At 67.5% G+C, this 22,677-nt stretch carries 22 protein-coding genes and 1 tRNA gene; 5 read left to right on the top strand and 18 right to left on the bottom strand.

Annotated features, from left to right (window positions below; translation table 11 throughout):
* Positions 1-6 precede the first annotated feature (6 nt).
* The 15 genes from AWC02_RS09430 to argS all read right to left on the bottom strand — a co-directional run bounded on the left by AWC02_RS09430 (position 7) and on the right by argS (position 15,200).
* Positions 7-528, bottom strand: coding sequence for a F0F1 ATP synthase subunit B (locus tag AWC02_RS09430; protein WP_085128499.1), 522 nt, complete (start codon positions 526-528; stop codon positions 7-9).
* Between the two features lie 8 nt (positions 529-536).
* Positions 537-797, bottom strand: a complete 261-nt coding sequence (locus tag AWC02_RS09425) for a F0F1 ATP synthase subunit C (protein ID WP_019735417.1) — start codon at positions 795-797, stop codon at positions 537-539.
* Positions 798-858: 61 nt separating this feature from the next.
* Positions 859-1,614 (bottom strand): F0F1 ATP synthase subunit A, encoded by a 756-nt coding sequence (gene atpB / locus AWC02_RS09420; RefSeq protein ID WP_085128498.1) that lies wholly within the window; start codon positions 1,612-1,614, stop codon positions 859-861.
* Positions 1,607-2,053: an ATP synthase subunit I gene (locus AWC02_RS09415; RefSeq protein ID WP_085128497.1), complete on the bottom strand. Its 447-nt coding sequence runs from the start codon at positions 2,051-2,053 to the stop codon at positions 1,607-1,609. Before AWC02_RS09415 ends, atpB begins: the two co-directional genes overlap by 8 nt.
* Before the next feature lie 112 nt (positions 2,054-2,165).
* Positions 2,166-3,344 carry a glycosyltransferase family 4 protein gene (locus AWC02_RS09410; RefSeq protein ID WP_207568026.1) on the bottom strand — a complete coding sequence of 393 codons (1,179 nt, stop codon included), beginning with the start codon at positions 3,342-3,344 and terminating at the stop codon, positions 2,166-2,168.
* On the bottom strand, positions 3,341-4,000 hold the full coding sequence (locus tag AWC02_RS09405; RefSeq protein WP_085128496.1) for an L-threonylcarbamoyladenylate synthase: 660 nt from the start codon (positions 3,998-4,000) through the stop codon (positions 3,341-3,343). The genes AWC02_RS09410 and AWC02_RS09405 overlap by 4 nt, the downstream gene beginning before the upstream one ends.
* Positions 3,997-4,890, bottom strand: a complete 894-nt coding sequence (gene prmC, locus AWC02_RS09400) for a peptide chain release factor N(5)-glutamine methyltransferase (RefSeq protein ID WP_237160406.1) — start codon at positions 4,888-4,890, stop codon at positions 3,997-3,999. The genes AWC02_RS09405 and prmC overlap by 4 nt, the downstream gene beginning before the upstream one ends.
* 13 nt (positions 4,891-4,903) lie before the next feature.
* A complete protein-coding gene (gene prfA / locus AWC02_RS09395) occupies positions 4,904-5,980 on the bottom strand; it encodes a peptide chain release factor 1 (protein ID WP_085128494.1) in 1,077 nt (358 codons plus the stop codon).
* 72 nt (positions 5,981-6,052) lie between these two features.
* Complete coding sequence (gene rpmE, locus AWC02_RS09390) at positions 6,053-6,295, bottom strand: 50S ribosomal protein L31 (protein WP_085128493.1); 243 nt, start codon at positions 6,293-6,295, stop codon at positions 6,053-6,055.
* Between the two features lie 168 nt (positions 6,296-6,463).
* Positions 6,464-8,503 carry a transcription termination factor Rho gene (gene rho / locus AWC02_RS09385; RefSeq protein ID WP_085128492.1) on the bottom strand — a complete coding sequence of 680 codons (2,040 nt, stop codon included), beginning with the start codon at positions 8,501-8,503 and terminating at the stop codon, positions 6,464-6,466.
* Between the two features lie 263 nt (positions 8,504-8,766).
* A complete protein-coding gene (thrB, locus tag AWC02_RS09380; protein ID WP_085128491.1) occupies positions 8,767-9,714 on the bottom strand; it encodes a homoserine kinase in 948 nt (315 codons plus the stop codon).
* The gene (gene thrC / locus AWC02_RS09375; protein WP_085128490.1) at positions 9,714-10,796 is read right to left on the bottom strand and encodes a threonine synthase; all 1,083 of its coding nucleotides are present in this window, start codon (positions 10,794-10,796) and stop codon (positions 9,714-9,716) included. Before thrC ends, thrB begins: the two co-directional genes overlap by 1 nt.
* Positions 10,793-12,127, bottom strand: coding sequence for a homoserine dehydrogenase (locus AWC02_RS09370; protein WP_085128489.1), 1,335 nt, complete (start codon positions 12,125-12,127; stop codon positions 10,793-10,795). Before AWC02_RS09370 ends, thrC begins: the two co-directional genes overlap by 4 nt.
* 2 nt (positions 12,128-12,129) lie before the next feature.
* Positions 12,130-13,557, bottom strand: a complete 1,428-nt coding sequence (gene lysA, locus AWC02_RS09365; RefSeq protein WP_085128488.1) for a diaminopimelate decarboxylase — start codon at positions 13,555-13,557, stop codon at positions 12,130-12,132.
* Positions 13,554-15,200 (bottom strand): arginine--tRNA ligase, encoded by a 1,647-nt coding sequence (gene argS, locus AWC02_RS09360; protein ID WP_085128487.1) that lies wholly within the window; start codon positions 15,198-15,200, stop codon positions 13,554-13,556. The genes lysA and argS overlap by 4 nt, the downstream gene beginning before the upstream one ends.
* Before the next feature lie 112 nt (positions 15,201-15,312).
* Here argS and AWC02_RS09355 point away from each other — a divergent pair.
* Positions 15,313-15,388, top strand: a tRNA-Arg gene (locus AWC02_RS09355).
* Positions 15,389-15,587: 199 nt separating this feature from the next.
* Here AWC02_RS09355 and AWC02_RS09350 read toward each other — a convergent pair.
* From AWC02_RS09350 to AWC02_RS09340, 3 genes are all read right to left on the bottom strand, one after another.
* A complete protein-coding gene (locus AWC02_RS09350; protein ID WP_133055617.1) occupies positions 15,588-15,863 on the bottom strand; it encodes a hypothetical protein in 276 nt (91 codons plus the stop codon).
* A gap of 229 nt (positions 15,864-16,092) precedes the next feature.
* Positions 16,093-18,042 carry a M48 family metalloprotease gene (locus tag AWC02_RS09345; RefSeq protein ID WP_085128485.1) on the bottom strand — a complete coding sequence of 650 codons (1,950 nt, stop codon included), beginning with the start codon at positions 18,040-18,042 and terminating at the stop codon, positions 16,093-16,095.
* 13 nt (positions 18,043-18,055) lie between these two features.
* Positions 18,056-18,655: a LemA family protein gene (locus AWC02_RS09340; RefSeq protein ID WP_085128484.1), complete on the bottom strand. Its 600-nt coding sequence runs from the start codon at positions 18,653-18,655 to the stop codon at positions 18,056-18,058.
* 558 nt (positions 18,656-19,213) lie between these two features.
* Here AWC02_RS09340 and AWC02_RS09335 point away from each other — a divergent pair.
* The 4 genes from AWC02_RS09335 to AWC02_RS09320 all read left to right on the top strand — a co-directional run bounded on the left by AWC02_RS09335 (position 19,214) and on the right by AWC02_RS09320 (position 22,672).
* Positions 19,214-19,573 carry a hypothetical protein gene (locus AWC02_RS09335; RefSeq protein WP_085128483.1) on the top strand — a complete coding sequence of 120 codons (360 nt, stop codon included), beginning with the start codon at positions 19,214-19,216 and terminating at the stop codon, positions 19,571-19,573.
* A gap of 7 nt (positions 19,574-19,580) precedes the next feature.
* Positions 19,581-20,981: a hypothetical protein gene (locus AWC02_RS09330; RefSeq protein ID WP_085128482.1), complete on the top strand. Its 1,401-nt coding sequence runs from the start codon at positions 19,581-19,583 to the stop codon at positions 20,979-20,981.
* Positions 20,982-21,136: 155 nt separating this feature from the next.
* A complete protein-coding gene (locus AWC02_RS09325; RefSeq protein WP_133055616.1) occupies positions 21,137-21,679 on the top strand; it encodes a hypothetical protein in 543 nt (180 codons plus the stop codon).
* Positions 21,680-21,754: 75 nt separating this feature from the next.
* Entirely contained in the window at positions 21,755-22,672 is a 918-nt protein-coding gene (locus AWC02_RS09320; RefSeq protein WP_085128480.1) for an LLM class F420-dependent oxidoreductase, read from the top strand.
* Positions 22,673-22,677: the final 5 nt, after the last annotated feature.

Raw genomic sequence — 22,677 nt, 5'->3', positions numbered from 1 at the left:
CTGTTGCTACCGCCCCGTGCTCGCCGCGGAAAGAGCCTCGACCTCTACGCCGAGGATCCGGCTGGCCAGGGTGGCAGACAGCGTCTCCACCCGGGCCTGCAGCTGCTCACTCACCGCATCGCCTTCCTGCTTCAGTTGGTCGGTGGCGGCCTGCAACTTCGAGGCCACCTCCGCCTCTGCCGCCGACCGCTGCTCCTCGATCACCTTGCGGCCCTCGGCACGAGCGTCATCCCGTGCCGTCGATGCCGCCAGGCGCGCCGCCGCCATCTGCTTCTCGTAGTCGGCGTCGGCGGCCGCGAACTGCTCGGCGGACTCGCGGTTGTCGGCGAGTGTCTTGGTGACCATGTTCTCGCGTTCCCGCAGCACCTTCATGATCGGCGGCACCACGAAGGTACTGATCACGGCCAGCACGATCACGAAGATCGCGAGGACGACGAAGAAGGTGCCGTCGGGAATGAGGAAGCTCTTCTTCTCGCCTTCCTCAGCCGCCTCGCTCATTGCGAGGACAACAACGCTCATGTCACCCATCGTGCGCGTTACTGCTGTGCGGCGATCGGGGTGGCGAAGACGAACAACGCCATGAAGGCCAGGTTGATGAAGTACGCGGCCTCGACCAGACCAACCGTGATGAAGAACGGGGTGAACAGCCGACCCTGAGCCTCGGGCTGGCGGGCAATTCCGGCGATCAGGGCGTTACCGGCGATACCGTCACCGATACCGGCGCCGATGGCGCCACCGCCCATGATGAGACCGCCGCCGATGAGGGCACCGAGTCCGATCAGATTGGGATCTGCCATTTCATTCCTCCTTGCTAGCTGGTAGTGCTCTACCAGTTCTGATGTGGTCCTGCAGGTTGTACTAGTGGTGGTCTTCTTCGAGCTCCATGGCCTGGCTGAAGTACAGGATGGTCAGCAGCGCGAAGATGAACGCCTGGATCAGCCCGACGAACAGGTCGAAGGTCTTCCAGATCGCGTTCGGGGCGACCATGAAGTAGGGGCCGAGCAACGAGATCAGGCTGACCAGGATGCCGCCGGCGAAGATGTTGCCGAAAAGACGCAGTGACAGCGAGACCGGCTTGGCGACTTCCTCGACCAGGTTGATCGGGGCCAGCACCGCCACGTGGCCCTTGAGCACCCGCAGCGGGTGGCCGATGAAGCCGCGCCGCCAGAACCCGGCCAGGTGGTAGCCCACGAACACGAACATGGCCAGCGCCAGCACGAAGTTGATGTCGGCCGCGGCAGAGGAGAGCAGCTCGTGGACGCCGTGCTCGTCGGCGTACTGCACCGGCAGCACCGACAGCCAGTTGCAGACCAGGATGAAGACGAAGATGGTCACGGCCAGCGGCAGCACGAACGGCGCGATCTTCATCCCGATGGCGCCCTCGATCTGGTTGCGCATCTGGATGGTGATGGCCTCGAAGAACAGTTGCACCCCGCCCGGAACGCCGGTGGAAGTGACCTTGGCGCGCAGGAACAGCGCCAGTGCGATCACGATCACCGCGGCGATCGAGGTGGACAGGATGGTGTCGATGTTGACCTCACCGACCAGCGGCCACACCGCGGTCTCGTGGTGGCCGACCTCAATGCCACCCTCGGCCAGGATCGACTCAGTCATTTTCCGTCCCTTCAGCGCCGGACTCTGACGCTTGCGCGCGGAGCTTTTTTACCACTGGCAGCATGGTGGTCAGCACCAGTACTACCTCGAACAAGGCCAGCCCGAACAGCGCGCCGAGACCCGCCGGCCGGAACTGGTAAGCGATTGCCAGACCGATCACGCTGATGACCAGCAGACGAGACGCCGAGTTCAGCGCCATCTTCTTCTTCAGCGGATGGTCGGAGGCGGTGATCCGCAGCGCCGAGCGGCGGATCAGCAGGGCGTTGCCCAGACCGAGCGCCAGGCCCAGCCCGAAGAACACCCCGAACATCGGGCTGCCGAACTGGGCGGCCAGGGCGATCGCGACGCCGGTCAGCACCAGACAGATCAGCAGCAGCCGAATCGGCTGGAATACCACCGACGGCAACACCAACGGCGCATCCTGCGCTGGTGTCGTCACCGCCTCACCCCAATCTGAATCTGCGCGCCATTGTCGTGGCGTCGCCCGCCGAGCGTATCGGATGCCCGAACGCACCGTGGAACCACCTACAACACCATCCTAGACGGTGCTACTACCGCGTGTCGTAGGGGCCGTCCTCCGAGGCATTGTCCCGGCGTAGCAACGGGATGAGCGTAACGACAACCGCAATCAGCATCGCACCCAGCATCACCGCGCCGGTATAGCGCGGGTCGAAGAAGATGGTGCTGGCCGCGCCGAAGGCGACGATCGCCGTCCACAAGTAGATCAGCAAGACCACCCGGCGATCGGAATGCCCGATCTGCAGCAGCCGGTGGTGCAGGTGCATCTTGTCCGGGCTGAAGGGGCTGAGGCCGGCGCGGGTACGGCGGATGATCGCCAGCGCCACATCCAGGGCGGGCACACACATCACCGCGGCCACCAGCAAGAACGGCGACAGCAGCGCGAAGACGTCGCGCGCACCGTAGGCGGTCTGCGAGATCGGCCCCGCCGCGGTGGTCGAGGCCGCGGCCAGCATCAGGCCGATCAGCATCGACCCGGAATCGCCCATGAAGATCTTCGCGGGACTGAAGTTGTGCGGCAGGAAGCCCAGACACGCCCCGGCCAGCACCACCGAGATCAGAGCGGGCGGGTAGAACAGCACGTCGCCGCCGTGGTCCTGCAGCACGCCGACGGAGAACATGCAGATGGCCAGGGCGGTGATCAGACCCAGGCCGGCGGCCAGGCCGTCGAGGCCGTCCACGAAGTTCATCGCGTTGACGATCGACACGGTCAGCGCCAGCGTGAGCAGGATGGATGCCACCTGGTCGAGCACCACGGTGCCGACGCCGCCGATGGGGATGTACAGCACGCTCCAGGCCACCCCCATGGTGACCAGCACGCTGGCCGCGGTGATCTGGCCCGCGAACTTGGTGAGGGCGTCCAAGCCCCATTTGTCGTCGAGCAGACCGATGCCCATGATGACCCCGCCGGCCAGCACCACCGCGGGCATGCCGGTGGAATAGACGAAGCCACGGGTCAGCGCCGGCAGCTGCGAGGCCAGGAAGATCCCGGCGACGATCCCGACGTACATCGCCAGCCCGCCCATGCGCGGCGTCGGCCGCACGTGGACGTCCCGCTCGCGCGGATAGGCGACCGCGCCGATCCGGGTGGCCAGCCAGCGGACCGGGCCGGTGGTGAAGTAGGTGATGATCGCGGCGGTCAGACCGACCAGCGCCAGCTCACGCAACGGCACACCGGCGCCGCGGTCGGCCAGCGCCAGCAGGCTGGTCACGGTGTCCCCGTCAGCACGTCCGGCTCCAGGCCCAGCACGGCGCCGATCTGCTCGGCGGAGATCGGTCCGGGCCGGACGATCCGGGGCGTGGGACCGGTGAGGTCGACGATGGTGGAGGCCTCCCCCTGCTCGGCAGGGCCCGCGTCGAGGTAGACATCGACGGACTCCCCCAGCTGGCGCTGCGCTTCGGCGGCGTCGATCGCCGGCGGCGAGCCGGAGACGTTGGCACTCGACACCGCCATCGGCCCCACCGCTTTGAGGACCTCCAGGGCCACCGGATGCAGCGGCATGCGCACCATGACGGTGCCGCGGGCCTCCCCGAGGTCCCAGTGCAACGACGGCGCCTGCGTGACGATCAGGCTCAACGCGCCCGGCCAGAACGCCCGGATCAGCTCGCGGGCTGTCGCCGGCACGATCAGAGCCAGCCCGTCGATGGAACTCCACGACCCGACCAGCACCCCCACCGGCATGTCGCGGCCGCGCCGCTTGGCTGCCAGCAGGGCGGTGACTCCCGCGGCGTTGAAGGCATCGGCACCGATGCCGTAGACCGTGTCGGTCGGCAGCACCACCAGCCGGCCACCGCGCACGGCGTCGATCGCCGCGGCTATGCCGGCCGCACGCCGGTCCGCATCGGCACAGTCGTAAACCTCTGTCATGGTTGGCCGTTCCTGATAGCTGTCACGAACCGGAGCCGTCCGGTGAAGTCCGGCCGCGACACCACCTCGGCGAATCCCCCGGTGTCGCGCACGGTGCGCACGGTGGCCGCCGCCGTGGTGTCGTCATGTTCGACGGCGAACACACCGCCTGGGCGCAGTAGCCGCGCGGCAAGGCCGGCCAGCGGGGCGATCACCGACATGCCGTCCGGCCCGCCGAACAACGCATGCGCCGGATCGTGCTGGGCCACTTCGGGGTCCAGATCCGCACCGTCGGGAATGTAGGGCGGGTTACTGACCATCAGGTCGACCCGCCCGTTCCACTGCGCCAGCAGGCCGGGCGTGGTCACATCGGCGCGAACCAGCTCCACCGGCGTGCCCGCACAGTTGCGCGCGGCGTAGCTCAGCGCCTCCTCGGAGTCCTCGACCGCGAACACCCGGGCGCTGGGGAAACTGCGGGACAACGCGACTGCCAGTGCTCCCGACCCGGTGCAGGCGTCGACGATCACCGGGGCTGGGCCCAGTGGTTGCGCCGCAACGTGTTTGAGGATCCATTCGAGCATGGCCTCGGTCTCCGGGCGCGGGATGAACACCCCGGGACCGACGTGCAGCAGCACCGGCCCGAAGGCAGCGGTCCCGATCAGGTGCTGCAGCGGGACACGGGAGCTGCGTGCGGCGACGAGTTGGCGGTAGCGGCTGAAGAATTCGTCGTCGGGAGATTCCAGCAGCGCCAGCCGGCCACGGTCGGTGCCCGCGGCGTGGGCGGCGAGTTCCTCGGCGTCGTAGCGGGCGGAGTCGATCCCTGCTTCAGCGAAAAGCGCCGCAGCGGAATCGATCGCGTCCCGGAGATCGGACCCAGATCGCCGTCTGCTGCTCATCGCTTCGCTCTGCATCGTCACCGCAGGCTCACGCCGTCCCCTGTAACCGGGATTCCTTGTCGGCGGCCGCCAGCGCGTCGAACATCGCGTCGAGGTCCCCGTCGAGGACCTGGTCGAGATTGTGCGCCTTGTAGCCGATGCGGTGATCGGTGATCCGGTTCTCCGGGAAGTTGTAGGTGCGGATGCGCTCGCTGCGGTCCACCGTGCGGATCTGGCTGGCCCGGTCGGCAGAGGCATCCGCCTGCGCCTGCTCCTCGGCCAGCGCCTGCAGGCGGGCCGCCAGGACCTGCAACGCGCGGGCCTTGTTCTGCAGCTGGGACCGCTCGTTCTGGCAGGTCACCACGATCCCGGTCGGCAGGTGGGTGATGCGCACCGCGGAGTCGGTGGTGTTGACCCCCTGGCCGCCCTTGCCGGAGGACCGGTAGACGTCGATGCGCAGGTCCGACTCGTCGATGGCCACCTCGGCGACCTCTTCGGGCTCCGGATAGACCAGCACCCCGGCCGCCGAGGTGTGCACGCGGCCCTGCGACTCGGTCACCGGGACGCGCTGCACGCGGTGTACGCCGCCCTCGAACTTCATCCGCGACCACACGCCGTCGGGGCTGTCGCCCTTGCTGGCGATGGTGAGCGTGGCGTCCTTGTAACCGCCGAGATCGGAGGTGGTCTCGTCGAGGACCGTCACCTTCCAGCCGTGCCGTTCGGCGTAGCGGATATACATCCGGGCCAGGTCGGCGGCGAACAGGGCCGACTCCTCGCCGCCTTCGCCGGACTTGACCTCCAGCACGATGTCGTCGGCGTCATGCGGGTCGCGGGGCGCCAGCATGTCGGTGAGCGCGGTGTCCAGCTCGGCGACCCGGGCTTCCAGCTCGGGGATCTCGGCGGCGAACGACGCGTCGTCGGCGGCCAGTTCCCGGGCGGCCTCCAAGTCCCCACGGGCCGACTCGAGCTTGCGGTGGGTGGCGATGATGGGCGCAAGTTGGGCAAAGCGCCGCCCCGCCCGCCGCGCCTCGGCCGGATCGTTGTGCAGTTCGGGGTCCGACAGCTGCGTTTCCAGGGCGGCGTGCTCGGCAAGCAGGGCGTCGATCCCCTGAACACTGTGGGTCATCTCACCTCCATCCCCGAACGCAAGCCGACGCCCGGGTGACGTGCTGGCACGTTCCGGGCGTCGGTGAGGGAACTACTTGTCGTCGGCTGCTTCTGCTGCGGCACCGACCTTGCGCTTGCCGTAGCGCTTCTCGAAGCGCGCGACCCGGCCGCCGCTGTCCAGAATCTTCTGCTTGCCGGTGTAGAACGGGTGGCACTGCGAGCAGACCTCGACCACGATGTGGCCGCTCTCCTTGGTGCTGCGGGTGGTGAAGGTGTTGCCACAACCGCAGACCACGGTGGTCTCGACGTAGGCAGGGTGAATGCCAGTTTTCATGGTGTCCTCTTCGATCGTGGGTCGCCGGGTCGCCCGCCTCAGTGGCGGACGTGAACCGGAACCTGAGGTTGTCGATTATGCCAGCTGCGCTGTCGCCTCCCAAAACGCCGGGAGCGGCCTCCGCATTCCGCCGGGGTCGCCCGCGCCGGGCGGGGTGGCCCGCAGCGGTCAGTCGTTGTCCATTCCCGGGGTGGTCTTGGAGACCTGCACCAGGAACTCGTAGTTGTTCTTGGTCTTGCGCAGCTGGCTCATCAGCAGGTCGATGGCCTGGTGCGAATCCAGGCCGGACAGCAGCCGGCGCAGCTTGTGCACGATCGCGAACTCGTCCGGCGAGAGCAGCAGCTCGTCCTTGCGGGTGCCCGACGGGTTGACGTCGACCGCCGGGAACACCCGGCGCTCGGCGATCTTGCGGTCCAGCTTGAGCTCGGCGTTGCCGGTGCCCTTGAACTCTTCGAAGATCACCGTGTCACCGGTGGAGCCGGTCTCGACCATCGCGGTGGCGATGATGGTCAGCGAGCCGCCGTCCTCGATGTTGCGGGCCGCGCCGAGGAACCGCTTGGGCGGGTAGAGCGCGGTGGAGTCCACACCACCGGACAGGATGCGGCCCGACGCCGGGGAGGCGTTGTTGTAGGCGCGCCCCAGCCGGGTGATCGAGTCCAGCAGCACCACGACGTCCTTGCCCTGCTCGACCAGGCGCTTGGCCCGCTCGATGGCCAGTTCGGCGGCCTGGGTGTGGTCTGACGGCGGCCGGTCGAAGGTCGAGGCGATGACCTCACCCTTGACCGAGCGCTGCATGTCGGTGACTTCTTCGGGGCGCTCGTCGACCAGCACCACCATCAGGTGGCACTCCGGGTTGTTGCGGGTGATCGCGTTGGCGATGTCCTGCATGATCGTGGTCTTACCGGCCTTGGGAGGCGACACGATCAGCGCGCGCTGCCCCTTGCCGATCGGCATGATCAGGTCGATGACACGGGTGGTCAGCTTCTCCGGCGAGGTCTCCAGCCGCAGCCGCTGGTTGGGGTACAGCGGGGTCAGCTTGGAGAACTCGGGACGCTTGCGGGCGTCCTCGACGGGGCCGCCGTTGACCGAGTCCAGCCGCACCAGCGGGTTGAACTTCTGCCGCTGGTTGAGCTGGTCGCCGTCGCGGGGAATCCGCACGGCGCCGGTCACCGCGTCACCGCGGCGCAGCCCGTTCTTGCGGACCATGTTCATCGAGACGTAGACGTCGTTGGGCCCGGCCAGGTAGCCGGAGGTACGCACGAACGCGTAGTTGTCCAGCACGTCGAGAATGCCGGCGACCGGCTGTACGACGTCGTCGTCGCGCAGTTCGGCGGTCTCGCCGCCGGCACCGCCCTCGCCGCCGCGTTCGCCACGACGGCGCCGGTCCCGGAAGCGCCGGCCACGCCGGCCGCCGCGCCCTTCGTCGTCGTCGCCGCGGTTGGCGCCATCGCCCTGGTCGTCGTTCTTGGCCTGTGCGCCGTCCTCGGCCTTGGCACCGTCACGCTCGCGCCGCTCACCGGACTGCTCGGGCTTGTCGGACTTTTCTGCCCTGTCCTCGGTGCGGCGCTGCCTGCGCGACCCGCCCGGGGCGTCGCCGTCGCCGGCCTTGTCCTGCTCGGCGGGCTTGCCCTGCTCGGCGGGCTTGTCCTGCTCGGCGGGCTTGTCGGCCGCTGCGGCGTTGTCCTGCTCGGCGGGCTTGTCGGCGGCTGCGGCGTTGTCCTGCTCGGCAGGCTTGTCGGCCGCTGCGTCGTTGCCCGCGGGGGCACCGGTTGCCCGGCTGGCGCCACGGCGCTCGCGCCGCGGCGGTGCTGCGGGTGCTTCGACCTGGGCGGCCTCAGCGGGCTCGGTCCCGTTGGCGACGCCGTTCGCGGACTGCTCGGCACTGGGCTCGGAGGCCTGGCCGCCGTTGGCGCCCGCCTCGCGGATCGCGGCGATCAGTTCGCTCTTGCGCATCCCGGAAGAGCCCTTGACACCGACGCGGTTGGCCAGCGCCCGCAGTTCCGGCAGCACCATCGAGGACAGTGCGCCATCGGCAACGGTGGCCGCGGCACCGGATTCGGGTGCCGAAGCGCTCTCGGCCGGGGCGGACGGTGCGGCCTCGCCGCCGTCAGCGGCCGCATCCGGGCTGGTCGCAGAAGTGATCGGGGGGGTCGGCAACGATTCCTGGTCGGTGCTGCCTTCAGCCGCGAAGAGGTCCGTTTCGGTCACGGATTTCCTTTCTTCCCTCGGCGGTTTCCTCACGCGAGGGGCTTAGTTGCATTCAGCGGACCCGCCGAGTGCTTGTCACCGTCGACTGTGTAACGGTGTTGCCCGTATCGACGGCGTCGTAACACAAACCGTCAGCTACGGGAAGAATTTGGTGGCATCCCGGTTGACATAGCAGTCTGACTCAGGTGCTGATGCCGCGAATGCGGGACGGGACCGAGGATAGCCCGCTTCTGTGCTCGACGCAACAGACACCTCGGCGCGCCTCAACCCGGTACCGCCACCCCGGAGTTCCAGGTGACCGCCTCGCCGACCGGCATCTCGGCGATGTGGAACGCCCTGGCCTCGTCGGACCCGAGCACTTCGGCCGGCAGCTGAGGCGCCGTCGTCAGCGCGATCACCGCAGGCCCGGCACCCGAGAGCACGGCGGCGATGCCGTGGCTGCGCAGCAGCTGCAGCAACGCCGCCGACTCCGGCTGGGCGGCGCCGCGCTGCGGCTGGTGCAGCACGTCCTCGGTGGCCACCAGCAACAGATCGGGCCGCTCGGTCAGCGCCACCACCAGCAGCGCGGCGCGGCTGACGTTGAACCGGGCGTCGTGGTGGCTGACCTGCTCAGGCAGCAGCGCACGGGTCTCGGCGGTCGACGAGCGCAGTTGCGGGATCGCCGGGAACAGGTGGATGTCGGGGTGCAGCCGCAGCGCCGCCGCCGAGTAGGCGGCACCGCCGTCGAGGCTGCTCTCGGTCCAGGAGACCACCGCACCGCCCAGCACGGCGGCCGCGGCGTTGTCCGGGTGCCCCTCGAACTCCGACGCCAGCTGGATCAGCTGCTCCTGGGTCAGGCAGGGCCGATCCACTTGCGCGAGAAGGCCGTTGACCACGGCCAGCCCCCCGACCACCGCGGCCGCCGAGGAGCCCAGGCCGCGCTGATGCGGGATGGCGTTACGGCAGTGCACCACCAACCCGGGCGCCTGCACCCCGGCTTCGTGCAGTCCACGCATGATGCCTTGCACCACAAGGTGATCCGATGTCAGTGGCACCTGGCCGGCGCCCTCGCCCTCGACCCGAACCACCAGACCGGACTCGACCGTCTCGACGGTCACGTCGTCGTAGAGGCCCAGCGCCAGGCCCAGAGAGTCGAACCCGGGACCCAGGTTGGCGCTTGACGCCGCCACCGCAACGCTGGCCGTCAACCCGGTCGGCAACACCTGGACCACTAGGCCAGTCCCAATTCAGCCACCACCGCGGCCGCGTCGACGGGAACCGCGGTCACCTCGGGCATGCCCTTGAGCGCGGTGTCGGGGTCCTTGAGGCCGTTGCCGGTCACGGTGCACACCACCGTCGAACCGGGTGCCACCCAGCCGTCCTCCACCGACTTGAGCAGGCCCGCGATGCTGGCGGCCGAGGCCGGCTCGACGAACACGCCCTCGGACTGAGCCACCAGGTGATAGGCGGCCAGGATCTCCTCGTCGGTGGCGGCCAGGAAGCGCCCACCGGAATCCTGCTGGGCCTCCACGGCCTGCGTCCAGGACGCCGGCGAGCCGATCCGGATCGCGGTGGCGATGGTCTCCGGGTTGGCCACCGGCTCGCCCAGCACCAGCGGCGCCGCCCCGGCAGCCTGGGTGCCCAGCATCTTCGGCAGGTTCTCGGTCAGGCCGTCGGCGTGGTATTCGCGGTAGCCCTTCCAGTACGCGGTGATGTTGCCGGCGTTGCCGACCGGCAGCGAATGGATGTCGGGTGCGGTGCCCAGTGCATCGACGATCTCGAAAGCCGCGGTCTTCTGGCCCTCGATGCGCACCGGGTTCACCGAGTTCACCAGCGAGATGGTGGGAAAGTCGGTGGCCATCTTGCGGGCCAGTTCCAGGCAGTCGTCGAAGTTGCCGTCGATCTGAATGATCTTGGCGCCGTGCATGACTGCCTGCGCCAGCTTGCCCATGGCGATCTTGCCCTGCGGGATAAGCACCGCGCAGGTGATGCCGGCGCGCGCCGCGTAGGCCGCCGCCGAGGCCGAGGTGTTTCCGGTCGAGGCGCACAGCACCGCCTGCTGGCCGCGGGCCACCGCGTCGGTGACCGCCATCGTCATCCCCCGGTCCTTGAACGAACCGGTCGGGTTGAGGCCTTCGACCTTGAGGTGCACCGTGCAGCCGGTCTGCTCGGAGATCCGCTTGGCGTGGATCAGCGGGGTGCCGCCCTCGTGCAGGGTGATCGGCGTCCAGTCGTCGCCGATGGGGAGCCGATCGCGGTAGGCGCCGATCAAGCCGGGCCAGGGTCGATGGATCGGGGTCCGGGTGGAGCTCACTGGTCTGTTCCTTCCAGTCTCAGCACACTGGCGATCCGCTGGACTGCGTCCAGGCCCGCAAGCGCCGCAACAGTTTTCGACAATGCCGACTCGGCGGCTCGGTGGGTGACCACCACGATACGGGCGCCCACCAGCTGGCCTTCGCCGTCGGCGACGCCTTCCTGGCGCACCTCGGCGATGCTCACCCCGTGGGCGGCGAACTCGGCGGCCACCGTGGACAGCACGCCCGGCTTGTCGGCCACGTCCATGCTCACGTAATAGCGGGTGGCGACGTCGCCGATCGGCGCGATGGCCAGCTGGGCGTACTTGGACTCGCGGGGACCGCGACCGCCCTGCACCCGGTTACGCGCCGCCATCACCAGGTCTCCGGTGACCGCCGACGCCGTCGGAGCACCCCCGGCACCCTGGCCGTAGAACATCAGCCGCCCGGCCGCCTCGGCCTCGACCACCACCGCGTTGAAGGCCCCGTTGACGCTGGCCAGCGGGTGGGTCAGGGGAACCAGTGCCGGGTACACGCGGGCCGAAACCCGCTGCTGGCCATCGGGTGTGGTGATGCGCTCGCAGATCGCCAGCAGCTTGATCGTGCAGCCCAGCGCCCGCGCGGTGGTGAAGTCCGCCGGGCTGATGCTGGTGATGCCCTCGCGGTAGACGTCGTCGGCGGTGACGCGGGTGTGGAAGGCGATCGACGCCAGGATCGCGGCCTTGGCAGCGGCGTCGTAGCCCTCGACGTCGGCCGTGGGGTCGGCCTCGGCGTAGCCGAGCGCGCTCGCGTCGGCCAGCGCGCTGGTGTAGTCGGCGCCGGTGGAGTCCATCTCGGACAGGATGTAGTTGGTGGTGCCGTTGACGATGCCGGCCACCCGCAGCACGGTGTCCCCGGCCAGTGACTGGGTCAGCGGGCGGATGACCGGGATCGCGCCGGCGACGCTGGCTTCGAAGTACAGGTCCACCAGCGCGTTCTCGGCGGCCTCGGCCAGCTCGCCGGTGGAGCGCGACAGCAGGGCCTTGTTGGCGGTGACGACGGACTTGCCGTGCGCGATGGCCGACAGGATCGCCTTGCGAGCGGGCTCGACCGGGCCCATCAGCTCCACGACGATGTCGACGTCGCTGCGCGAGACCAGGCTGTCGATGTCGTCGGTGAGCAATTCCACCGGGACGCCGCGGTCGGCCGAAACACGCCGCACCCCGACCCCGCGCAGCACCAACGGCGCCCCGATGCGGGCCGCCAGGTCGTCGGCGCTGGCTTCGAGGATGCGGACCACCTCGCTGCCGACGTTGCCCAGACCGAGTACGGCCACCCCGATGGGGGCCCCGGATACCTGCGAACCGGACACTTCTACCCCACCTCCAGGCTGATCAGGTCTTCGACAGTCTCCCGGCGCAGCATAAGGCGAGCTTTTCCGTCGCGTACCGCCACCACCGCCGGGCGGGCGAGCAGGTTGTACCGGCTCGACATCGAGTAACAGTAGGCGCCCGTGGCGGCCACGGCGATCAGGTCGCCGGGAACCAGGCCACGGGGCACCCAGGTGTCGCGGACGATGATATCGCCGCTTTCACAGTGCTTGCCGACGATGCGCGCCACCTCGGGCTCAGCGTCGGCACCGTCGAGGATCCGCGACACCAGCCGCACGTCGTAATGCGCGTCATAAAGCGCCGGGCGGATGTTGTCGCTCATCCCGCCGTCCACGCTGACGTAGCGGCGGTGCGCGGTGGCGCTGATGTCGACGTCTTTGACGGTGCCGACCTCATAGAGCGTCACGGTGCCCGGCCCGGCGATGGCCCGGCCGGGTTCGACGACCAGCTGGGGGGCGGGCAGGCCCACCGCCGCGGACTCGTCGCGCACGATGGCGGCCAGCTTGGCGGCCAGCTCGGCCATCGGCGGCGGGTCGTCCTGCGGCAGGTAGGAGATGCCCAGTCCCCCGCCCAGGTCGATCACCGACAGCTGCGCGGTCTTGTCGACGCCGAATTCGGCGACCACATCGCGCAGCAGCCCGATGACCCGGTGGGCGGCCAGCTCGAAACCGGCGACGTCGAAGATCTGCGAGCCGATGTGGCTGTGCAGGCCGATCAGCCGCAGATGCTCGGCGGCGAACACCCGCCGGATGGCCTCCATCGCCGCGCCGCTGGCCAGCGAGAGCCCGAACTTCTGGTCTTCGTGCGCGGTGGAGATGAACTCGTGGGTGTGGGCCTCCACGCCGACGGTGACCCGCACCAGCACGTCTTGCACCACACCGGCCGCCGCGGCGACGGCGTCGAGGCGCTCGATCTCGATCAGGGAGTCGAGCACGATGTGGCCGACGCCGGCGTTGACCGCAGTGGTCAGTTCCTCAACCGATTTGTTGTTGCCGTGCAGGGTGATTCGCTGCGCGGGGAAACCGGCGTGCAGAGCGACGGCCAGCTCGCCGCCGGTCGCGACGTCCAAGCACAGGCCCTCCTGGTCGATCCAGCGCGCGATCTCGCTGCACAGGAAGGCTTTGGCGGCGTAATGCACATGCTCGCCGCCGCCGAACGCGTCGGCGATCTCGCGGCAGCGGCCCCGGAAATCGTCCTCGTCGATGACGAACAGCGGGGTGCCGTACTCGGCGGCCAGGTCGGTCAGCTTCACACCGGCGATCCGCGTCACGCCGTCGTCGCCGCGAACGGTGTTGCGGGGCCAGACATTCGCCGCCAGCTCCAGCAGTTGCTGCGGGCTCTGCGGCCGCGGCGGCAGGCCGTCGGGCTGGATCGCTTCGGCGTGGCGGGGGCCGGCGGGGTGGACGTTCACATCCGCTCCGGTGCGCTCACGCCCAGGATGCCCAGCCCGTTGGCGATCACCTGACGGGTGGCCTGACACAGCGCCAGGCGCGCGGCGTGCAGATCCGTGGGTTCTTCGTCGCCCTGCGGCAGCACCCGGCAGCTGTCGTAGAACCGGTGGTAGTCGCCGGCGAGGTCTTCGAGGTACCGGCACACCCGGTGCGGCTCACGCAGCGCGGCAGCGGTTTCCAGCACCCGGGGGAACTCGCCCAGGTTGCGGATCAGCGCGCCTTCCTTGTCGTGGTCCAGCAGGCCGAGGTTGGCGGTGCTCGGGACCAGGCCCAGTTCGGCGGCGTTGCGGGCCAGCGCGCAGAGCCGGGCGTGCGCGTATTGCACGTAGTAGACCGGGTTTTCGTTACTCGCCGAGGACCACAGCTCAAGGTCGATGTCGATGGGGGTGTCCACCGAGGAGCGGGTCAGGCTGTAGCGCGCAGCGTCCACGCCGATGGCCTCGACCAGGTCGTCGAGGGTGATCACGGTGCCGGCGCGCTTGCTCATCTTGACCGGCTGGCCGTCGCGCACCAGGTTGACCATCTGCCCGATGAGCACCTCGACCGTTGCCGGGTCGTCGCCGAAGGCCGCCGCAGCCGCCTTGAGCCGGGCGATGTAGCCGTGGTGGTCGGCGCCGAGCATGTAGATGCACAGGTTGAAGCCGCGTTCGCGCTTGTCCAGGTAGTAGGCCAGGTCCCCGGCGATGTAGGCGGGCTTGCCGTCGCTCTTGATCACGACGCGGTCTTTGTCGTCGCCGTAGGAACTGGTGCGCAGCCAGGTGGCACCGTCCTTCTCGTAGATGTTGCCGTTGGCGCGCAGCCGCGCGATGGCCTGCTCGACCCGCCCGGAGGTGTGCATCGAGTCTTCGTGGGTGAACACGTCGAAGTCGGTGCCGAACTCGTGCAGCGAGGCCTTGATGTGGGTGAACATCAGGTCGACGCCGATCGCGCGGAACGTCTCCTGGGCATCCGGGCTGTTCAGCGCGTCTGGGGCCTGGGCCTGGATTTGAGCCGCGATATCAGTGATGTAGGCGCCGGCGTAGCCGTCCTCGGGGGCGGGCTCGCCCTTGGCGGCGGCGATCAGCGAGTTGGCGAACCGGTCGATCTGGGCGCCGTGATCGTTGAAGTAGTACTCGCGGGTCACCGCGGCGCCCTGGGTGCTCAGCAGCCGTCCCAGCGCGTCCCCGACCGCGGCCCAGCGGGTGCCGCCGATGTGGATGGGGCCGGTGGGGTTGGCCGAGACGAACTCGAGGTTGACGTTGAGGTCGGCGAACTCGCGGGAATGGCCGTAGTCGGCGCCCGCGGCGACGATGTTGGCCACCACAGCGCCCTGCGCCGAGGACTCGATGCGCAGGTTCACAAACCCCGGGCCGGCGACCTCGGCGGCGGCGATCCCGTCGGCCTGCTCCAGCGCCTGCGCCAGCCAGCCGGCCAGCTCACGCGGGTTGGCGCCCACCTTCTTGCCCAGCTGAAGGGCCAGGTTGGTGGCGTAGTCACCGTGTTCGGGGTTGCGCGGCCGCTCGACCGTCACCGTCGCGGGCAGCGCGGCGGTGTCCAGGTCGTGCTCGGCCAGCACCGCGGCAGCGGTGGCTTTGAGCAATTCGGCCAGATCGGCGGGGGTCACGAGGCCCCATCCTATGGTCTGTCGTGGTCAGGCCCCGAATCCGTCCGGTTCTCGGCTGGGGGCATTCATGCGCTACTCTGTCAAAGCCCACATGGCGCCGCATTACGCGAGCGCCCCCGTAGCTCAGGGGATAGAGCGTCTGCCTCCGGAGCAGAAGGCCGCAGGTTCGAATCCTGCCGGGGGCACCACCAATGAAATGCAGAAATGCAAGCACGTGCAACATGCGACGTGGCTCCAACCTAGGGGGCCAGGACCATGTCGACCGCACACCCGCAGACAGCTTAGTCAGCCTCGTCGGCGCTACCAGCGTTGACGAGGGCGATAGGTGCGGCTATGTGGAGAATCCGGGCCCGCTTGGAGAGCTTCATGCCGAAATTCCCCGGGGGTCTACCTGGCGTGGGCGATGCCTTGAATTTGTGTCTCAACGAGAGCTTTGGCGATGGGGATTTTGGCGAAGTAGCCGGCCCCGAAGCTGAGGCACAAAAATAGGTACCAGAACTGCTCGGCGCTGGTCATGGTGCCCATACCCGCGTCTTGGAGGGCTTTCTTGGCGGGCACTTTCGCCAGGTATCCAGCTCCGAAGTTGATGCACATGAGGATGTACCAGATGCCCTCCCAGGTGGTAAGGGCGGCTTTCTTGGCGACTCCAGCTACAGCGTTCATGCAACGGAACACTAGTTCACTTATCACGACTGAACAGACACTTCCAAGGAAACATCGGCCCGGACCGACGCAACCCACGCGATGACTCAGATCCGTTCGTCAACCGAACGCCGAACCTCCAGGCCACGTCGTCTTCTGGAACCCCTGCAACGACCCTCTTCAACGGAATGCCCTCCGCGTCGTCAAGGGCCCCGAGGGGGCTGCTCATCGTGCTCGACCGATGTCGGTTTCAGCCCAACAGCGCAGGCAGGGGAACGTGCATCAAACCGCATGCCGCACGGAGCAATTCAGCTTCCGCCGCTGTGACGGTACCGTCGTGCAGCACCGCCTCCACCATCGCTTCGACGAGTGCTTGCTTCGCCCTCGGATCCAAGGCGTCGAGGGCGGCCCAGCCTTCGTCGAGGGTCTGCTGCCAGCTCAGCCTGCGCGGGTTCTCGGGCCTCGCGTTATCGCCGTAAAGTCGTTGCAGCGCAATGTCCAAAGACTGTGCCGCCACGTTTTGATCGGCGCCCCCGGCGACCGCGAGAGTCGCCAGCAGGGTCGTCACCACGGGCCGAACACCGGTGAGCGATCCGCTGCCCACCTTGCTCCGGCGAGCCGGATCGTTGGTGTCGAGTACGTAATTCGAAACCAGGCGGGTAAGGCAGTACTCGAACATCGTCACCTTCTCGTCGGCGACGGCGAGCGCGTTCAACACCGTGATGAGCGCGTCCTGTTCGGCACGAGAGTGGGTGGCGATCTGCGGCAAAGCCAGCGCGACGACCGGGAGCCGAAGTTCAGGCGGCAGCGCGCGCATCCGGTCGGCGAGTGCGGCGGCTTCCCGCGCCTGCGTCGGCCCCAGATGTTCGTTCACCGAGGCAAGCTGGCGGACGTGCAGCCCCCCACTCGACGGCTCGAGGAGCAACGCGATGACGGCCGCGGGGGCCGTGGTGGGCTGGCTGGCCAGCTTGCGGACATCGTCAGGAATCCGTGCATGCAGAGCCGCGCCGTATTTCAGGTCGTCCGAAGTGAAGGTGCCGGCGCGAGAGACGACTTGCTCGGGGCTGGTGTGCCAGCCGGGGTTGGCGGGTTGCTCTGGCGCGAGGGTCGGACGGCCGAGCGCCGTTCCGGCAGGGGCGAAACCCGCGGCGACGTCCTCGGCCAGGCCGTCGGGCGCCTGATTGGCGTACCGCTGCTGCAGTTCGGCGATCTCGCGGGGGTCGAAGCTTGGGTTGAGCGCCCTGATCCGGTCGGTGAGTGGCGGATGTGTCGCGAACAACGACGTGAACGACCGTCGCGCGCCCTCTCCGAACAGCATGTGGCTGACCTCGGCCGCATTGCGGGAGTTGCGCAGCCGCGAACCGGTCGGTATGCCGCCAATCTTCTTCAGTGCGCCTTCGAGGCCGTCGGTCTGGCGCGTGAACTGCACCGCCGACGCGTCGGCCAGCCACTCGCGTTGGCGCGCTACTGCAGCCTTGATCACGTTGGCGAAGAACACACCGACGTAGCCGAGCACCATCATCGCGAACGCGAACGCAACAAGGGGCAGCGCGCGCTTGCTGTCACTCCCGCGGCCGCCGAACTGCAGCAGGCGCAAGCCGATCATTCCGATCAGCAGAATTCCGCTGAGCAATCCGATGAGTCGAATGTTCAGCCGCATATCACCGTTGAGGATGTGGCTGAACTCGTGAGCGATGACACCCTGCAGTTCGTCCCGGTTGAGTTGCGCCAGGGCTCCACCTGTCACCGCGATGGCAGCATCGGCAGGCGTGAAACCCGCTGCGAAAGCGTTGATTCCGGGTTCACCCGGCATGACGAACAAGCGTGGCGCCGGCACGCCGGAGGCCAGCGACATCTCCTCGACGATGTTGACGTACCTACGCAACTGAGGGTCGGTCGTCGTCGGGTCCACGGGCACCGCGCCGACGGCCGCGGCGACAGCAGTACCCCCCTGGCGCAGCGAAATTGTCTTGAACAGCGTTCCACCTGCGATGACCAAGAGCGTGATTGCGGTGACGACGATGACGACCGCAAGAATCGATGACGCGTCGATCCCGCCGTAATCCTTCGTGAGGTAGACCAATGCAATCACCGCGGCGGCATTGATTGCGGCGACCAACGCCAGCACCGCAGCCCCGAAGAGCAACACCAGCTTCAGCGTGGTTCCCTTGGCGGCCCGCTGGTGCTCGAAGAAGTTCATGGCCGCCGGTCGGTCAGAACTGAACCTTCGGCGCGTCCCGCATCTCCGGGTGTTCCGGCGGGATCTCGAGCAGGGCGGCCGGAGCAAAGTTGAATATGCCGGCATAAACGTTGCCCGGGAATGTCTCACGCCGGTTGTTGAAGTTCATCACCGCGTCGTTGTAGGCCTGGCGGGCGAACGCGACCTTGTTCTCCGTGGAGGTCAGTTCCTCCGACAGTTGCATCATGGTCTGGTTCGCCTTGAGGTCGGGGTACTGCTCGACCACCAGGTTGAGCCGGCTCAGCGCGCCGTTGAGCGCCTGCTGACCCTCCGCCAACTGCTGCATCGCCGCCGGGTCACCGGGATTGGCCTGGGCGGCGGCAAGGCCGTTCATCGCGGCGCCGCGCGCATTGACGACGGCCTCCAGGGTCTGGCGCTCATGCGCCAGGTACGCCTTGGCGGTTTCGATCAGGTTGGGAATGAGGTCGAAGCGCCGCCGCAGCTGAACGTCAATCTGGGCGAAGGCGTTCTTGTACGCGTTACGCGCCCGAACCAGCCCGTTGTAGCCCGCGATCACCAACACCGCGAGCAGAAATATGACAACGACGACGATGATTCCGATGGTGAGCCCCACGAGGCATACCTCCAAAGAGTCGGCCTTGCCGCAGTTTGTGCGGTTTTCGGCGAAGCGTAACCGCTGAAAAGGCCAGCGCAGGCCCGTTCGGGGGCTTCAGTCGTTTCGCCCGCCGCGACTGCTCGCCATATCCGAGCCGGATGAGACTTCGGTGGCCTCATCGTCACCCGGTTCCGGCGCCGTTTCGCACGGCGCCCGGCGGCTCGCCGCGACAGCTGAGCCATCCGGACTATTACCGCCACAACCGCATAGTGGGAGTTCTTTGTGCCAATCGCCACCGCAAACGCCCTACTTCTCCGCCGTGGGGCGATCTGCCTTCTACTGCATCGGCCGGCGCCGGCCCCTGCCACGCAAGCAGTCGACGGAATATCGAGTACATCCCCGCCACCGCAAGCTGGACCACCGAAACTCCCGGGAGAATTCCGCTTCACACACCGCCGAGTCTCCCCCGCTGCATTGCGGAGGCCATGCATGAGCAATGTGACCTGTTCACCTGCCCGTCAGGGCGGTATCGGCGGCTGAATTTCGCAAATCGGGATTCACTTATATGCTCGGCGAATGACCGGTCCCGCCCTGCGGGTCATCCCAACTGACCTGCGCCAACTGGCGCAACGCTGCGCGACGCTGGCAGACCAGATCGCACCGCCGTTACCAACACTTCCAGCGCCCGCATGGCAGACCAGCAGTGCGGCATGCAACACCACCAACACCGGCGCCGGCACGGCCGCAGCGGCAATGCGCACACGACTGACCGCCAACGCGACAAAACTCACCACCACCGCCGACGAATACGAGGCGATGGACAACGACGCCGCTGCCGCCCTGACCTCAGTCGCCCCGCGAGCAGGCGGCCCCCCACCCTTGACCCCGCACTCCGGCATCGACGCCGGCGCAGGCGCACTCGGAACCGGCAGGTAGAGCCGCGATGTCGGGACTACCGCCACTGACCGAAGTCGAAGACGCCACCTGGGATCACCTGATAACCAACTCCACCGCTTGGACCAACCTCGCCGACTCCTGGGACGCCGCGTTCACCGAAGTCCGCGACGCCTCGACCAGGCCCGGCGGCAGACCGTGGACCGGCGCTGGCGCCGAAGGCTTTCAGCGCCGATCCGCCGCAGATCTGGTCAAAGTCCACGGTCCAGCCGACGCGCTGCGCAACGCCGCCACTATCGCCGCCCGCGGCGCGCAGACCCAACAGAACAACAAAGCCGAAGTGCTCTACGCCGTCGCCGCCGCCGAACGCGACGAATTCCGCGTCGGCGATGACTACTGCGTCACCGACACGTGGACTTACTACAGCTCCACCGCGGAGCAGGCTCAACGCGAACAGGCCGCGGGCGATCATGGAAGTTTCATCAAGTCCCGCGTGGCCAACCTGGTCAACAATGAGCAGGAGATCGCCCGCCAACTCACCGCCGCCACCGCCGGACTCCACGAATTCCGCTTCGGCGACGAAGGCGCCGACGGCGGAGCGGGAGCAAACGGATTGCCGCATGCCCCGCAGCCAGCCGGCTCCGACCCGGCAGAGCTGGCAAGACAGCGCGATCAGACGATCGCCGATGACCCCGCTGCCGACCCCACCGCCCGGCGGCTGGCTCACGAACGTCTCGACGATTGGCGACATTCGGAGTTCATCGGCCCACTGCCGGCCGATCCCATACTCGGCGGAGACGCACGCACGCTAGCCCGAGCCCGACGCCAGCTTCAGGATTACCTCGAATCGGGTCAGGCCTATCCCGACCGGCCACCGCTGACACCCGATCAGGCAACAACCCAGATGCTCGATCGATGCGAGTCCCAGGCTCGGGAGTTGGTGCTCCACGGCTTCGCCAATCAATTGGCATCGGCGGGGGTCTCGCCGGCGGGAATCCAGCGAGCACTCGACGAAGTGCGAAGCGGTAAGTCTGTCGGAGAACTGATCCATGAAGCGGGCTCCGATATCTCCAGTGGAGTCGGCAATTTGGGCAGTGGACTTAGCGCACAGGCGAACGCTCTCCCGCAGGGCCGACATTGGGGCGATGCGCAAGTGTGGTCCGAGGCAGACGTCAATGCTCTTAAGACGCTGGGCCGCAAGCTCTCCATCGCCGGATTCGGTCTAGACGCGCTGCTGACCGGCGATAACATCGCCCTCGGTGCGGCGCCCGGCGAAGAACTTGCCAAGCTCGGAGGACGCAGCCTCGGCTCGTGGCTGGGAGGCTTCGCGGCCGGCGCGATGGGGGGCTCAGCCATAGGCCCCGAGGGCGCTCTGATATTTGGACTGCTCGGTGCTGTCGCAGGGGGATTAGGAGGCGAGAAAACGGTGAATTGGATGATGGGAAATTAATGGTAAGCCAACTATCTTTGTGGACCATCACCCTATGCTTTATTGGGGCATTTCTGCTGACTTTTTCCAAGAGCAGCCTCTGCGTCCAGCGACGCATTTACTGGACCCTTGCTGGCACAGCGGGTGTAGCTGGCATTTTCCTCAAGTATCCGTCATTGGACGACGCAGTCCTGCTAGGACTATTTCCCGTCGTAGTGATGACATTCATAGCCTACGTGGCCACGCCCTACATCAAGATTGGCGGGAAAATATACACGTATACAATCACTGACCCCGATCCTGAAGACACCCCTGTCTCCGAGCGCGAATCCAAGCAACTGGGACTCGATCCACATCCAGACTCCTACAGCGGGCTACTTACCGCCACAACCATGTGGTGGACTCTGACAGGGCCCGCCGTGATCGCTACGGTAAACGTCTACGCCGCCGCCACAGGAGAAGGCGAACTGTGGGTCGCCCTCATGAGCGCTACCTTCCTTGCCCTATTGGCCGTAGGCACCGCATACGGCGACGCCAGCTGGGGCTACCCCATCGCCCGCGGCCAATATGTCCAGTTCGTCGTTATTACTGTCATCACCGCAGGTGTCTTTTACTTCCTGTACGTGGCCGCCTACTTCGCCGGCCAACGCCATCCACTACGACGCAAGCAGTCGATGGAGTACCGGGTACACCCGCGACACCGAGAGCTGGACAGCTAGACCCCTCGCCAATTCCCGCTTCGCGCACAGCGGAATCGCTCCCAGTCACCTCCCGCTCCCCTTAGGGTCGACCACGTGACGATTCGCCTTGGCTTCCAGATTCCCGATTTCTCCTACGGCACCGACGTTTCGACCCTGTTCCCCACTGTCGTCGCACGGGCCCGCGAGGCCGAAGCGGCCGGGTTCGACGCCGTGTTCGTGATGGACCACTTCTACCAACTGCCCATGCTGGGATCTCCCGATCAGCCGATGCTCGAGGCGTACACGACCCTGGGTGCGCTGGCGCAGGCGACCGAAACGGTGCAGCTGGGCACCCTGGTCACCGGCAACACCTACCGCAACCCGGCGCTGCTGGCCAAGATCATCACCACCCTGGATGTGGTCAGCGCCGGCCGCGCCATCCTGGGCATCGGCACCGGATGGTTCGAGCTCGAGCACGACCAGCTGGGCTTCGAATTCGGCACCTTCACCGACCGGTTCAACCGGCTGGACGAGGCGCTGCAGATCATCCTGCCGATGATCAAAGGCGAGCGGCCGACCTTCGAGGGCACGTGGTACCAGGCGCGCGAGGCGATGGCTGAACCGCGCTTCCGTGACCACATTCCGCTGCTGATCGGCGGTAGCGGCGAGAAGAAGACGATCCCGCTGGCGGCACGCCACTTCGACCACCTCAACCTCATCATCGGATTCGACGAGGCGAAGGCGAAGATGGACGTGGTTCGGCGCAGCTGCGAGGAAGTCGGCCGCGATCCGGCCACCCTGGAAACCACCCAGCTGATCACCGTGCTGCCCGGTGATTTCCCCGCGGACAAGCTCCCCGATGCGCTCAAGCAGCGCGCCGTGACCGGCAGCCCCGAGTCGATCGCCGAGCAGATCAAGTCCAAGGTGCTCGATGCGGGCATCGGCGGGGTGACTATGAACATCCCCGGCTACACCCCCGGGGTTATCACCGAGGTGGGTGCGGCGTTGCGTGCGGTGATCGACGCCGAATAGCGGCC

The organism is Mycolicibacter engbaekii, assembly GCF_002101585.1.
GTDB classification, from domain to species: Bacteria; Actinomycetota; Actinomycetes; order Mycobacteriales; family Mycobacteriaceae; genus Mycobacterium; species Mycobacterium engbaekii.
This window is presented reverse-complemented; position numbering and strand designations above follow the sequence as displayed.

Coding starts and splice junctions, on each gene's coding strand:
- AWC02_RS09425 (WP_019735417.1), bottom strand. CDS start 797: ATGGCAGATCCCAATCTGATCGGACTCGGTGCCCTCATCGGCGGCGGT.
- prfA (WP_085128494.1), bottom strand. CDS start 5,980: ATGACCCACAGTGTTCAGGGGATCGACGCCCTGCTTGCCGAGCACGCC.
- AWC02_RS09350 (WP_133055617.1), bottom strand. CDS start 15,863: ATGAACGCTGTAGCTGGAGTCGCCAAGAAAGCCGCCCTTACCACCTGG.
- AWC02_RS09430 (WP_085128499.1), bottom strand. CDS start 528: ATGGGTGACATGAGCGTTGTTGTCCTCGCAATGAGCGAGGCGGCTGAG.
- AWC02_RS09405 (WP_085128496.1), bottom strand. CDS start 4,000: ATGACAGAGGTTTACGACTGTGCCGATGCGGACCGGCGTGCGGCCGGC.
- AWC02_RS09345 (WP_085128485.1), bottom strand. CDS start 18,042: ATGAACTTCTTCGAGCACCAGCGGGCCGCCAAGGGAACCACGCTGAAG.
- prmC (WP_237160406.1), bottom strand. CDS start 4,890: ATGCAGAGCGAAGCGATGAGCAGCAGACGGCGATCTGGGTCCGATCTC.
- atpB (WP_085128498.1), bottom strand. CDS start 1,614: ATGACTGAGTCGATCCTGGCCGAGGGTGGCATTGAGGTCGGCCACCAC.
- rpmE (WP_085128493.1), bottom strand. CDS start 6,295: ATGAAAACTGGCATTCACCCTGCCTACGTCGAGACCACCGTGGTCTGC.
- AWC02_RS09330 (WP_085128482.1), top strand. CDS start 19,581: ATGTCGGGACTACCGCCACTGACCGAAGTCGAAGACGCCACCTGGGAT.
- AWC02_RS09335 (WP_085128483.1), top strand. CDS start 19,214: ATGACCGGTCCCGCCCTGCGGGTCATCCCAACTGACCTGCGCCAACTG.